The 13664-nt window shown below is 36.4% G+C and carries 9 protein-coding genes, 9 tRNA genes and 2 rRNA genes; all 20 read left to right on the plus strand.

Annotation, left to right across the window (positions count from 1 at the left end; translation table 11 throughout):
* Positions 1-58: 58 nt before the first annotated feature.
* Complete coding sequence (gene tilS, locus MUA21_RS00970) at positions 59-1351, plus strand: tRNA lysidine(34) synthetase TilS (protein ID WP_164987241.1); 1293 nt, start codon at positions 59-61, stop codon at positions 1349-1351.
* Positions 1352-1355: 4 nt separating this feature from the next.
* Positions 1356-1895, plus strand: a complete 540-nt coding sequence (hpt, locus tag MUA21_RS00975; protein WP_046206548.1) for a hypoxanthine phosphoribosyltransferase — start codon at positions 1356-1358, stop codon at positions 1893-1895.
* A gap of 284 nt (positions 1896-2179) precedes the next feature.
* Positions 2180-4294: an ATP-dependent zinc metalloprotease FtsH gene (gene ftsH / locus MUA21_RS00980; protein ID WP_107526241.1), complete on the plus strand. Its 2115-nt coding sequence runs from the start codon at positions 2180-2182 to the stop codon at positions 4292-4294.
* Positions 4295-4507: 213 nt separating this feature from the next.
* On the plus strand, positions 4508-5386 hold the full coding sequence (gene hslO, locus MUA21_RS00985) for an Hsp33 family molecular chaperone HslO (RefSeq protein WP_070039631.1): 879 nt from the start codon (positions 4508-4510) through the stop codon (positions 5384-5386).
* A 157-nt stretch (positions 5387-5543) separates the two neighbouring features.
* Positions 5544-6476 carry a cysteine synthase A gene (gene cysK / locus MUA21_RS00990; protein ID WP_046206545.1) on the plus strand — a complete coding sequence of 311 codons (933 nt, stop codon included), beginning with the start codon at positions 5544-5546 and terminating at the stop codon, positions 6474-6476.
* Positions 6477-6814: 338 nt separating this feature from the next.
* Positions 6815-7618: a dihydropteroate synthase gene (gene folP, locus MUA21_RS00995; RefSeq protein ID WP_262561617.1), complete on the plus strand. Its 804-nt coding sequence runs from the start codon at positions 6815-6817 to the stop codon at positions 7616-7618.
* The gene (folB, locus tag MUA21_RS01000) at positions 7596-7961 is read left to right on the plus strand and encodes a dihydroneopterin aldolase (protein ID WP_046206543.1); all 366 of its coding nucleotides are present in this window, start codon (positions 7596-7598) and stop codon (positions 7959-7961) included. Before folP ends, folB begins: the two co-directional genes overlap by 23 nt.
* Positions 7961-8440: a 2-amino-4-hydroxy-6-hydroxymethyldihydropteridine diphosphokinase gene (gene folK / locus MUA21_RS01005; protein WP_262561618.1), complete on the plus strand. Its 480-nt coding sequence runs from the start codon at positions 7961-7963 to the stop codon at positions 8438-8440. The genes folB and folK overlap by 1 nt, the downstream gene beginning before the upstream one ends.
* 512 nt (positions 8441-8952) lie before the next feature.
* Positions 8953-10440: a lysine--tRNA ligase gene (lysS, locus tag MUA21_RS01010; protein WP_070657450.1), complete on the plus strand. Its 1488-nt coding sequence runs from the start codon at positions 8953-8955 to the stop codon at positions 10438-10440.
* A gap of 473 nt (positions 10441-10913) precedes the next feature.
* Positions 10914-11028: ribosomal RNA gene (rrf, locus tag MUA21_RS01015) — 5S ribosomal RNA — on the plus strand.
* Between the two features lie 16 nt (positions 11029-11044).
* Positions 11045-11120 (plus strand) — tRNA-Val (locus MUA21_RS01020).
* A 15-nt stretch (positions 11121-11135) separates the two neighbouring features.
* Positions 11136-11211 (plus strand) — tRNA-Thr (locus tag MUA21_RS01025).
* A 6-nt stretch (positions 11212-11217) separates the two neighbouring features.
* Positions 11218-11290, plus strand: a tRNA-Lys gene (locus MUA21_RS01030).
* 14 nt (positions 11291-11304) lie between these two features.
* Positions 11305-11379 (plus strand) — tRNA-Gly (locus MUA21_RS01035).
* 7 nt (positions 11380-11386) lie between these two features.
* Positions 11387-11475, plus strand: a tRNA-Leu gene (locus tag MUA21_RS01040).
* A gap of 13 nt (positions 11476-11488) precedes the next feature.
* Positions 11489-11565: transfer RNA gene (locus MUA21_RS01045), tRNA-Arg, on the plus strand.
* Positions 11566-11592: 27 nt separating this feature from the next.
* Positions 11593-11666, plus strand: a tRNA-Pro gene (locus tag MUA21_RS01050).
* Between the two features lie 18 nt (positions 11667-11684).
* Positions 11685-11760, plus strand: a tRNA-Ala gene (locus MUA21_RS01055).
* A 140-nt stretch (positions 11761-11900) separates the two neighbouring features.
* Positions 11901-13454 (plus strand): 16S ribosomal RNA (locus tag MUA21_RS01060).
* Positions 13455-13556: 102 nt separating this feature from the next.
* A tRNA-Ile gene (locus MUA21_RS01065) sits at positions 13557-13633 on the plus strand.
* The last annotated feature ends 31 nt before the right edge of the window (positions 13634-13664 follow it).

Raw genomic sequence — 13664 nt, forward strand, 5'->3', positions numbered from 1 at the left:
CACAGACATTACAAGGTGCATGTAAAAATTTTTCGTATTGTGACATAGGAGGTAAGCTATGATAAAAGTTAATGCTGATGGTTGGAAAAAAGAACAACACATTGTGTTAGCCGTTTCAACCGGGATTGATAGCATGGTATTATTACACAACTTAATTCATCCATTATCCCAATCGTATAGAAAATTAACTTGCTTACATGTGAATCATAATATTCGTGATATTGCACAAGAAGAAGAAACATTTATAAGAAAATATTGTGAGTTTTATCAGATTCCATTGTTCGTGCATCATTTAGATTTATCAGAAGTTATTGAACAGGGGAATAGCATTGAAAATATTGCGAGAAATGAACGATATCAGTGGTTTGATACTATGATGGTGGAGCTGGATGCAGACGTTTTATTAACCGCTCACCATCAAGACGATCAAATTGAAACTATCTTTTATCGATTGATGACTGGTCGTTCAACTAGAAGTAGTTTAGGTATGTCATATCTGACTTCACGAAGTGCCTATATGTTGTGTAAACCATTGTTAGAAACAACAAAAGCAGACATTCGAAACTATCAGCAAAGTTATGAAGTACCTTATTATGAAGACGAGACCAATGCTGAAAATCTTTATGTGAGAAACGATATTCGTAATCGTATTTTACCTGCCATTGACGACAACCGACATTTATCGACAAAACAGCTACTAAAATTGAAAGATTGGCATGATATACAACTGCAAGAATTACATGACCATGCGTTACATTTTATAGAAACTCATGTTCACGAAAATGCTGATAAAGATGAAATAGTCATTCCAAGGGTTGCATTTTCAAATTTGAATCATAATATTAAAATTATAATATTAGATAAAATATTTTCAAAATTACAGATAACAGCACCAATGACTGAAAAAATGTATGAATCTTGGTTTCAGCAACTCGAAAGCAAAGTTACGCAATGCACAATATATACAACGGATAAATGGAATATTTATATCGCTTATGATAAATTTATAATAATGGCAAATTATGATAAATTTCTTATGCCAACTAAAATTTTGCAGCCAGGTTTATATCATTATGGTCATTATAGTATAAGCATAACAGATGATTTTCCGGAAGATGGTTATCCGTTAGTTATTAGAACTAGAAATAATGGTGATAAATTCAAACTAAATGGGATAAAAGGACACAAAAAAGTAAGTCGATTACTGATTGATCATAAAGTGATACAAACTGAACGTAACCAATTACCAATTTTAGTTAATGCAGATGAAGCAATTATTGCTGTAGGTACGTTATATTTAAATAATGAATATAAAGATACTATTTTTATACGAAATACGGGAGAGGAATGAAATTATGCGAGATGATTTAAAGGAAATATTAATAGATGAAGAAGAAATAGAACAAATTTGTAAAGACTTGGGTGCAAAGATTACTGAAGCATATGCCGGTAAACCACTTGTTTGTATAGGAATTTTGAAAGGTTCAGTAATGTTTATGACAGACCTTATTAAACATATTGGAACGCATTTAGCTATCGATTTTATGGATGTTTCTAGTTATCATGGCGGTACTGAATCAACAGGAGAAGTACAAATACTTAAAGACTTAAGCGCTTCAATAGAAGGGAAAGACATTTTGATTATTGAAGATATTTTAGAAACTGGGACAACATTAAAATCAATAACTGAATTATTGGAATCAAGAAAAGTCAATTCACTAGAAATTGTGACATTGTTAGACAAACCGAATCGCCGTAAAGCAGATATCGAAGCAAAATATGTAGGTAAAAAAATTCCAGATGAATTCGTAGTTGGCTACGGATTAGATTATGCTGAAAATTATAGAAATTTACCATATATTGGAACGCTTAAACCAGAAATTTATTCAAAGTAAGCAGTACAATTTAATCGTATGAAATATTGTTATATACTGTAAAACGTAATCATATTAAATGAGTCGATATACATAATATATTGATAAAATACGCGAACATATACGTAAATCATTTAAGGGATTAATCATAAAGTATATGTAAAATGTTTGTATATCAAAAATATAAAAGTATAAAAACAACAAGAACTGTAACGTACATACAAAAGTAGAATTACTAGCCCAAAACTTGTGTATTGTGTTACAATTTTTGTTAGTTTTATTATTGAAGTAGGAGGAAACGACGCATGCAGAAAGCCTTTCGTAACGTGCTAGTTATCGCAATCATTGGCGTTATTATATTTGGCTTGTTTTCGTGGCTAAATGGTAACGGAAATATGCCAAAACAGCTTACATATAACCAATTTGTTAAGCAATTAGATAAAGGTGAATTAAAATCCTTAGAAATTCAACCAGAACAAAATGTATATATGGTAAGCGGTAAAACTAAAAAAGATGAAGATTATTCTTCAACTATTTTATATAATAATGATAAAGAGCTTGAAAAAATAACAGATAAAGCACAAAGTCAAGATGGATTGAAATTTACAGTTAAAGAAGAAGAAAAGCAAAGCGTATTTGTAAGTATTTTAACGACGTTAATACCAGTTTTAATCATAGCCTTATTATTTATTTTCTTCCTTAGTCAAGCACAAGGCGGCGGCGGTGGCGGCGGTCGTATGATGAATTTTGGTAAATCCAAAGCGAAAATGTACGACAGTCAGAAAAAACGTGTACGCTTCTCAGACGTAGCTGGCGCAGATGAAGAAAAACAAGAATTAATAGAAATTGTTGACTTCTTAAAAGATAATAAACAATTTAAGCAAATGGGTTCTAGAATACCTAAAGGTGTTTTACTTGTAGGACCTCCAGGTACAGGTAAAACGTTATTAGCTCGTGCAGTAGCTGGTGAAGCTGGTACACCATTCTTCTCAATCAGTGGTTCAGACTTCGTTGAGATGTTTGTAGGTGTCGGTGCAAGCCGTGTACGTGACTTATTTGAAAATGCTAAGAAAAATGCACCTTGTATTATCTTTATTGACGAAATCGATGCAGTTGGTCGTCAACGTGGTGCAGGTGTTGGTGGCGGTCACGATGAACGTGAACAAACGCTAAACCAATTACTAGTTGAAATGGATGGTTTCGGTGAAAACGAGGGTATCATTATGATTGCTGCTACAAACCGTCCTGATATTTTAGACCCAGCATTATTACGTCCTGGTCGTTTTGATAGACAAATTCAAGTTGGACGTCCAGATGTAAAAGGACGTGAAGCAATTCTGCACGTTCATGCTCGAAATAAACCACTTGATGAAACAGTAGACTTAAAAGCAGTTTCTCAAAGAACACCTGGTTTCTCTGGTGCAGATTTAGAAAACTTGCTGAACGAAGCATCATTAGTTGCAGTACGTGAAGGCAAGAAGAAAATAGATATGCGTGATATTGAAGAAGCGACTGACCGTGTGATTGCTGGTCCTGCTAAAAAATCACGTGTCATTTCTGAAAAAGAACGTAATATTGTTGCACACCATGAAGCCGGTCATACTATTATTGGTATGGTGCTTGATGAAGCAGAGGTTGTCCATAAGGTTACTATCGTACCACGTGGTCAAGCCGGTGGTTATGCAATGATGTTACCAAAACAAGATCGCTTCTTAATGACTGAACCAGAATTACTTGATAAGATCTGTGGCTTGTTAGGTGGTCGAGTTTCTGAAGATATTAATTTCAACGAAGTATCAACAGGTGCTTCAAATGACTTTGAACGTGCAACACAAATCGCACGTCAAATGGTTACTGAATATGGTATGAGTAAGAAACTTGGTACTGTTCAATTCTCAAGTAGCAGCAATGGACAAGTATTCTTAGGTAAAGACATGCAAGGCGAACCAGAATATTCTGGACAAATTGCGTATGAAATTGATAAAGAAGTTCAACGTATTATTAAGGAACAATACGAACGTTGTAAAGACATTCTTTTAGAACATAAATCACAATTACTTTTAATTGCTGAATCTTTATTAAAAGAAGAAACATTAGTTGCTGAACAAATTCGTTCATTATTCTATGATGGCGTATTGCCGGAAGTTGATTACGATGCAGCAGAAGTTGTAAGTGATCAAGAAAGTGAATTTAAAGAAGGTAAATATGGTAAATCATATGAAGATGTACGAAAAGAACAACTAGAAGTTGGTAAAAAACAACAAGAAGAAGACCAACAAGAGGAAAAAGATATCGATAAAGAAAGCCAAGAAAGTGAACATGACAATGACGACTCAGAAGAGACAGGTCATGAACAAGCACCAAATATCGATAAACCTAGCAACCCAAGTGATCCTAATGATCCAAGCAATAGAAATTAATAACTGAACAAAAAGCTTCTTTCTGCTATCATATTGATGTGGAAAGAAGCTTTTTTATTATTCATCAATCAATAAAATCACAAACAGATATGTAGCAATTTTTTGATTGAACACGTACAATAAATTGCATTGATAAAAAGTATTATAAAATTCTATATAGAAGTTAGAAAACAATTTAAACACTTACAATGAATAAAAGGAGAAATTAAAGAAATGACAAATGATTACATTGTTAAAGCATTGGCTTATGAAGGACAGATAAGAGCATATAGTGCATTAACTACAGAAAGTGTTCAAGAAGCACAAACAAGACATTATACTTGGCCGACAGCATCCGCAGCACTTGGCAGAACAATGACTGCAACGTTGATGATGGGGGCAATGTTAAAAGGCGATCAAAAACTGACAGTTACAGTTGATGGACAAGGGCCAATCGGAAAAATAATAGCTGATGCAGATGCCAGTGGTCATGTCAGAGGATACGTGACGCATCCGCAAACGCACTTCCCTCTAAATAACGTAGGAAAATTAGATGTTAGTAGAGCTGTTGGAACAAATGGTGCATTAACTGTAGTAAAAGACGTTGGAATGAAAGATTATTTCTCTGGTTCAAGTGAACTAGTCTCTGGTGAATTAGGCGATGATTTTACTTACTACTTTGCAAAAAGTGAACAAGTACCATCATCTGTAGGATTAGGCGTACTAGTGAATCCTGATAACTCTATAAAAGCTGCAGGTGGTTTTATCATACAAGTGATGCCAGGTGCAGAAGAAAAAACAATCAATAAATTAGAAACAGCAATCAACAACATGACACCCGTTTCGAAATTAATTGATCAAGGTTTAACTCCAGAAGAAATATTATATGAAATACTTGGTGAAGATGAAGTTCAAATTTTAGAAGAAATGCCTGCAAGTTTTGAATGTAATTGCGGTCACGAAAAGTTTTTAAATGCAATTAAAGGACTAGGCCAAGCTGAAATCGAAAGTATGATTAATGAAGATCATGGTGCAGAAGCAGAATGCCACTTCTGTAGAAATAAATATCAATATACAGAAAATGAATTACAGGAATTATTAGAAAAGATGTAAAAAATCCTTTAAAATGAACTTTAAGTCACTATAAAGTATAAAAATATTGTAATTTTTAATCTTCTTAGTTGTATTCAAATCAAAATCTGATAAAATATAAAGTATATCCGATAGAAAAAGTAGGTTTTAAACTTTTTAATGAAAAGGAGCAATACTTATGACAAACAAACCAGTAAATAATGTCGTTGAAGTGATTGGCAATACGCCAGTAGTTAAGTTGAACAATGTGGTGGATGAAAATGCTGCAGATGTTTATGTGAAATTAGAATATCAAAATCCAGGTGGTTCTGTTAAAGACCGTATCGCGTTAGCAATGATTGAAGCGGCAGAGAAAGAAGGAAAAATAAAACCAGGAGATACAATTGTAGAACCTACGAGTGGTAATACAGGTATTGGTTTAGCTTTTGTATGTGCTGCGAAAGGTTATAAAGCAGTATTCACAATGCCAGAAACAATGAGTCAAGAACGTCGTAATTTATTAAAAGCTTATGGCGCAGAAGTTGTTTTAACACCAGGATCAGAAGCGATGAAAGGTGCAATTAAAAAAGCCAAAGAATTAAAAGAAGAATTTGGTTATTATGAACCACAACAATTTGAAAACCCGGCTAATCCACGTGTGCATGAATTGACAACTGGTCCAGAACTCGTTGAACAATTTGAAGGTAAAACCATTGATTCGTTCTTAGCTGGTGTTGGCACTGGTGGTACATTAACTGGTGCAGGTAAAGTATTGAAAGAGAAATACCCTGACATTAATCTTGTAGCTATTGAACCTGAAGATTCTCCAGTATTAAGTGGTGGAGAACCTGGACCACATAAACTTCAAGGTTTAGGTGCAGGATTTGTACCAGATACTTTAGATACGAATATCTATGATGAAGTTATAAAAGTTGGTAATGAAACAGCGATGGATATGTCTCGTAAGGTTGCTAAAGAAGAAGGTATATTAGGTGGGATTTCTTCAGGTGCAGCAATTTATGCAGCTATAGAAAAAGCCAAATCTTTAGGTAAAGGTAAAACAGTAGTTACTGTATTACCAAGTAATGGTGAACGTTACCTTTCAACACCTCTATATTCATTTGAAGATTAAAAATATATTTATAAAACCGATTATGTGTAAGTATGATCAGTTTCAAATGTCGACAAGGTTTCTGACTTTGTCGACATTTTTTATGACTTCTGTGAATGCTTTGTTTGTAGAGTTTTTAAAGTTAACTAAAGTGATTGAAAAAGTACAATACGAAATGATTAAAATGTCTGAATAGCAGCTATTAATTACAAAATGTGGAAATGGGTGAAATAAACGAGTTTAAATTTTCCGACGATATGAACGTTGCTTACTGAAAAATTTATAAATTAGCGTTATTATAGAATAGTGATTACTAAGCTAACGATGAGTCATTTCATAGTGAAAGGAAGAAAGTAACGATGGCACATACAAAAATTATGGGCATATTAAACGTAACACCTGATTCATTTTCTGATGGCGGTAAATATAATTCAGTAGAAAAGGCTGTCAAAAGAGCGCAAGAAATGATTGAAGAGGGTGTAGATATGATTGACGTAGGTGGTATATCAACACGTCCTGGTTATGAGGAAATAAGTGTTACTGAAGAATTACACCGCGTGGTCCCTGTTGTAAAAGCACTTAGCCAATTAGATGTTCAATTGTCTATTGATACATATAGAAGTGAAGTAGCAGAAGCAGCGATGAAATTAGGTGCTACAATGATTAATGATCAGTGGGCTGGATTATATGATGAAAAAATCTTTGACGTTGTATCTAAATATGAAGGTGAGATTATATTGATGCACAATGGTGATGGTCATCGATCAATGCCTGTTGTGGATGAAATGCTTGTGTATTTATTGAAACAAGCTAATAAAGCAGAAATGGCAGGTATCCCACAAGAAAAAGTTTGGATAGATCCTGGCATTGGTTTTGCAAAAACTAGAGATGAAGAAAAAGAAGTAATGGCACGTTTGGATGAATTAGTAGCTACTGATTATCCTGTGCTACTAGCGACAAGTAGAAAAAGATTTATTAAAGAAATGATAGATCGAGACACGCAAGCAATTGAAAGAGATGAAGCAACTGCAGCTACTACTGCATACGGTATAATGAAAGGCGTTAAAGGTGTGAGGGTTCATAACGTTGCGCTCAATGTCCGTTTGGCTCAAAGCATGGATTATTTAAAGGAGAATGAGGATGAAAGACACAATATTTCTTAACGGTATGAAGTTTTATGGCTATCACGGTGCATTACCAGCCGAAAATGAAATTGGTCAAATATTCATTGTTGATTTGACTATGAAAGTCGATTTAAGCCTTGCAGGTGAAACAGATCAAGTAACTGATACAGTTCACTATGGTGAAGTTTATGCAGATGTGAAATCAATCATGGAAAGCGAACCAGTGAATTTATTAGAGCATCTAGCTGAACGTATTGCAAAACGTATAAATTCACACTATAATCGTGTAATGGAAACGCAAGTTAGAATCACTAAAGAAAATCCCCCTATACCAGGTCATTATGAAGGTGTAGGTGTAGAAATAGTGAGGGAGAATTTATAATGTCATATGCGTACTTAGGTTTGGGAAGTAACGTTGGAGATAGAAAAGCACAGCTCAATCAATCAATTCGTATTTTAAATGAAACAGAAGGTATCAATGTAACACAAACATCACCAATTTATGAAACTGAACCTGTTGGATATGTTGAGCAACCGCAATTTTTAAATCAATGTATTGAAATAGAAACATCACTGACACCTCATGATTTATTAAAGGCATGTTTAGGAACAGAACAACAGTTGCATAGAGTGAGAGATATAAGATGGGGGCCTAGAACATTAGATGTTGATATTTTATTATTTGAGGAACAAATCATAGATGAAAATGATTTGATCATACCGCATCCACGTATGTTAGAGCGCTCTTTTGTGCTCATACCATTAAATGATATTGCACCAGATTTTACTGAACCTCATACAAATAAAAAAATTAGAGATTTAGTAATGTTAGATAATTCAGTGAAACAATATAAAGGGTAAGGAAACAAATGTGTGTAAATTTCATGATGAAGCGGAATAGCAAAGCGCTATACTTGAATGCGTATACTTTCAGTTTTATTATATAAAAACTGTAAAATTCATGTTGTTTCTTCAATCATATTGACAGGATAGTAACTTACCAAATAATAAATGAGTAACAATACCTTTCGTATTATCGTTAACTCTAATAAAATATTTAAGTAGATGTAAAAGGGAATACAATAGCATTATTTTATCTACAATTGATTAATAATACTGATATAACATTTTAAAGTTTAAATTACTTTATTACATTCATGACCTCTAGTAAAATTAAAAGTTGAAAAATTGGTACTAAGCACATAAGCAAATACCATCTTTGTATTTAAAAGATGGGGTGGTCATGGTAAAGTTAGAAATGATTGGAACAAATCAAAATACGGTAATCATCTATGATAGATATTCCTCGAATTCTAACAAAAAGGTTAATGCTAAAATTAAAATTGGATAAGAAGTATAAAGGAGAGAAAGTTATGTCAGAAGAAATGAACGACCAAATGCAGGTGCGTCGTCAAAAAATGCAAGAACTATACGATTTAGGTATCGATCCATTCGGCGGAAAATTTGTACGAACTTCAATGGCTACACCATTGCATGATGATTGGGATCAATTCTCCAAAGAAGAATTACAAGAAAAAGAAGAAGAAAGTCATGTTAGTATCGCTGGACGTCTAATGACGAAACGTGGTAAAGGTAAAGCAGGTTTTGCACACGTACAAGATTTATCAGGCCAAATTCAAATTTATGTGAGAAAAGACCAAGTTGGAGAAGAACAATTTGAACTATGGAAATCAGCAGACCTAGGAGATATCGTTGGTATTGAAGGCGTTATGTTTAAAACAAACACAGGTGAATTGTCGGTCAAAGCAAAATCATTCACGCTCCTAACAAAAGCATTACGACCATTACCAGATAAATTTCATGGTTTACAAGATATTGAACAACGCTATCGTCAACGTTATTTAGATTTAATAACAAACCAAGATAGTACGCAAACTTTTATTAATAGAAGTAAAATCTTACAAGAAATGCGTAATTACTTAAACAATCAAGGATTCTTAGAAGTAGAAACTCCAATGATGCACCAAATTGCTGGTGGAGCTGCAGCGAGACCGTTTGTAACACATCACAATGCTTTGGATGCTACATTATATATGAGAATAGCAATAGAATTACACTTGAAACGATTAATTGTTGGTGGATTAGAAAAAGTATATGAAATTGGTCGCGTGTTTAGAAATGAAGGCGTATCTACACGTCATAATCCAGAGTTCACAATGATCGAACTCTACGAAGCATATGCAAACTATCACGATATTATGGACTTAACAGAAGATATGATTAGACATATATCTAATAAAGTACTTGGTACTGCAAAAATTAATTATGGTGAAGAAGTTATTGACTTAGAATCAAACTGGAAACGAGTTCATATGGCAGATGCTGTCAAAGAAGCTACAGGCGTTGATTTCTTTAATGTTCAAAATGATGAAGAGGCAAAAACACTGGCTAAAGCGCATGGTGTTGAAATTACTGAAAATATGAAATACGGTCATATTTTAAACGAATTCTTTGAACAAAAAGTTGAAGAAACATTAATACAACCTACTTTTGTATATGGACACCCAATTGAAATATCACCATTAGCAAAGAAAAATCCAGAAGACCCTAGATTTACGGATCGCTTTGAATTATTTATTGTAGGCAGAGAACATGGTAATGCATTTACAGAATTAAATGATCCGATAGATCAAAGAGAAAGATTTGAAGCACAATTAGTTGAAAAAGAGCAAGGCAATGACGAAGCGCATGAAATGGATGAAGATTTCATTGAAGCATTAGAATATGGTATGCCTCCAACAGGTGGTCTAGGTATAGGTATTGATAGACTTGTCATGCTACTTACTGATTCAGCTTCAATTAGAGACGTATTACTTTTCCCATATATGAGACAAAAGTAATATAGCTCAACTTAATAATAAAGGATTAAATATTGTGGCTTACAAATAAAAGCCGGGATGTTTAATCCTTTTTATTTACAAATATAAACTATGCAAGAAACAAGGAAATACAAAAGGCTTAGAATTAAAATAGAAAATAATAAAAGTAATAAGATACAATTATGCATATTTATGCTATTTAAATATAAAAATATACTAAAAAAGGTATGGTAAACCTCGATTTCTTATGGTAAGATAATTCAAGTCGAGTTAAGTAAACGCAAATACATACGAAATAAATTTATGTTTAAATAAAAGTTACGAAAACTATTGACTTCAGCAAAAAAACATAGTATTATATAAAAGTCGTCGAAAACGAGCATTTACATATAAAACACTAAGTAAAGAACTTGTGAAATTCTTTAAGATAGTGTAAAATTAACTATTGTAATTGAATAACAAACAATGTATCATACATTGAGTAAGTTATTTTGTCTGGTGGCTATAGCAAGGAGGTCACACCTGTTCCCATGCCGAACACAGAAGTTAAGCTCCTTAGCGCCGATGGTAGTCGGACTTACGTTCCGCAAGAGTAGGACGTTGCCAGGCTTTATAATAATCATGTGGAGGATTAGCTCAGCTGGGAGAGCATCTGCCTTACAAGCAGGGGGTCGGCGGTTCGAACCCGTCATCCTCCACCATTTAAAAAATGAATAGCCGGCCTAGCTCAACTGGTAGAGCAACTGACTTGTAATCAGTAGGTTGGGGGTTCAAGTCCTCTGGCCGGCACCATTTCATGAGCCATTAGCTCAGTTGGTAGAGCATCTGACTTTTAATCAGAGGGTCAGAGGTTCGAATCCTCTATGGCTCATCCAGTTTCATTTTGCAGAAGTAGTTCAGCGGTAGAATACGACCTTGCCAAGGTCGGGGTCGCGGGTTCGAATCCCGTCTTCTGCTCCATTATTTTGCCGGGGTGGCGGAACTGGCAGACGCACAGGACTTAAAATCCTGCGATGAGAGATCATCGTACCGGTTCGATTCCGGTCCTCGGCACCATCATTTTAATAGAGCGCCCATAGCTCAATTGGATAGAGTACTTGACTACGAATCAAGCGGTTATAGGTTCGACTCCTATTGGGCGCACCATTTTTAGAATGAATATTATAATAAATACGGGAAGTAGCTCAGCTTGGTAGAGCACTTGGTTTGGGACCAAGGGGTCGCAGGTTCGAATCCTGTCTTCCCGACTCTTATTAAAAGAATATGGGGGCTTAGCTCAGATGGGAGAGCGCCTGCTTTGCACGCAGGAGGTCAGCGGTTCGATCCCGCTAGTCTCCACCATATATATTTAAATGAACATTGAAAACTGAATTGCAATATGTCAACGTTAATTCCGATTTCAACATTAAATGTTGAATCAAAACAACGTGTTATTGATAACACAAATTAGTATTTTATGAGCTAATCAAACATCATAATTTTTTGTGGAGAGTTTGATCCTGGCTCAGGATGAACGCTGGCGGCGTGCCTAATACATGCAAGTCGAGCGAACAGATAAGGAGCTTGCTCCTTTGACGTTAGCGGCGGACGGGTGAGTAACACGTGGGTAACCTACCTATAAGACTGGAATAACTCCGGGAAACCGGGGCTAATGCCGGATAACATTTAGAACCGCATGGTTCTAAAGTGAAAGATGGTTTTGCTATCACTTATAGATGGACCCGCGCCGTATTAGCTAGTTGGTAAGGTAACGGCTTACCAAGGCAACGATACGTAGCCGACCTGAGAGGGTGATCGGCCACACTGGAACTGAGACACGGTCCAGACTCCTACGGGAGGCAGCAGTAGGGAATCTTCCGCAATGGGCGAAAGCCTGACGGAGCAACGCCGCGTGAGTGATGAAGGTCTTCGGATCGTAAAACTCTGTTATTAGGGAAGAACAAATGTGTAAGTAACTGTGCACGTCTTGACGGTACCTAATCAGAAAGCCACGGCTAACTACGTGCCAGCAGCCGCGGTAATACGTAGGTGGCAAGCGTTATCCGGAATTATTGGGCGTAAAGCGCGCGTAGGCGGTTTCTTAAGTCTGATGTGAAAGCCCACGGCTCAACCGTGGAGGGTCATTGGAAACTGGGAAACTTGAGTGCAGAAGAGGAAAGTGGAATTCCATGTGTAGCGGTGAAATGCGCAGAGATATGGAGGAACACCAGTGGCGAAGGCGACTTTCTGGTCTGTAACTGACGCTGATGTGCGAAAGCGTGGGGATCAAACAGGATTAGATACCCTGGTAGTCCACGCCGTAAACGATGAGTGCTAAGTGTTAGGGGGTTTCCGCCCCTTAGTGCTGCAGCTAACGCATTAAGCACTCCGCCTGGGGAGTACGACCGCAAGGTTGAAACTCAAAGGAATTGACGGGGACCCGCACAAGCGGTGGAGCATGTGGTTTAATTCGAAGCAACGCGAAGAACCTTACCAAATCTTGACATCCTTTGACAACTCTAGAGATAGAGCCTTCCCCTTCGGGGGGACAAAGTGACAGGTGGTGCATGGTTGTCGTCAGCTCGTGTCGTGAGATGTTGGGTTAAGTCCCGCAACGAGCGCAACCCTTAAGCTTAGTTGCCAGCATTAAGTTGGGCACTCTAAGTTGACTGCCGGTGACAAACCGGAGGAAGGTGGGGATGACGTCAAATCATCATGCCCCTTATGATTTGGGCTACACACGTGCTACAATGGACAATACAAAGGGCAGCTAAACCGCGAGGTCATGCAAATCCCATAAAGTTGTTCTCAGTTCGGATTGTAGTCTGCAACTCGACTACATGAAGCTGGAATCGCTAGTAATCGTAGATCAGCATGCTACGGTGAATACGTTCCCGGGTCTTGTACACACCGCCCGTCACACCACGAGAGTTTGTAACACCCGAAGCCGGTGGAGTAACCATTTATGGAGCTAGCCGTCGAAGGTGGGACAAATGATTGGGGTGAAGTCGTAACAAGGTAGCCGTATCGGAAGGTGCGGCTGGATCACCTCCTTTCTAAGGATATATTCGGAACATCTTCTATAGAAGATGATAAAGGAATAACATTGACATATTGTATTCAGTTTTGAATGCTCATCAGAGTATTCTATTTATGAGGGGCCTATAGCTCAGCTGGTTAGAGCGCACGCCTGATAAGCGTGAGGTCGGTGGTTCGAGTCCACTTAGGCCCACCATTTTTTGTACATTGAAAACTAGATAAGTAAG

The sequence above is a fragment of the Staphylococcus ureilyticus genome, assembly GCF_025558845.1.
Classification (GTDB): domain Bacteria; phylum Bacillota; class Bacilli; order Staphylococcales; family Staphylococcaceae; genus Staphylococcus; species Staphylococcus ureilyticus.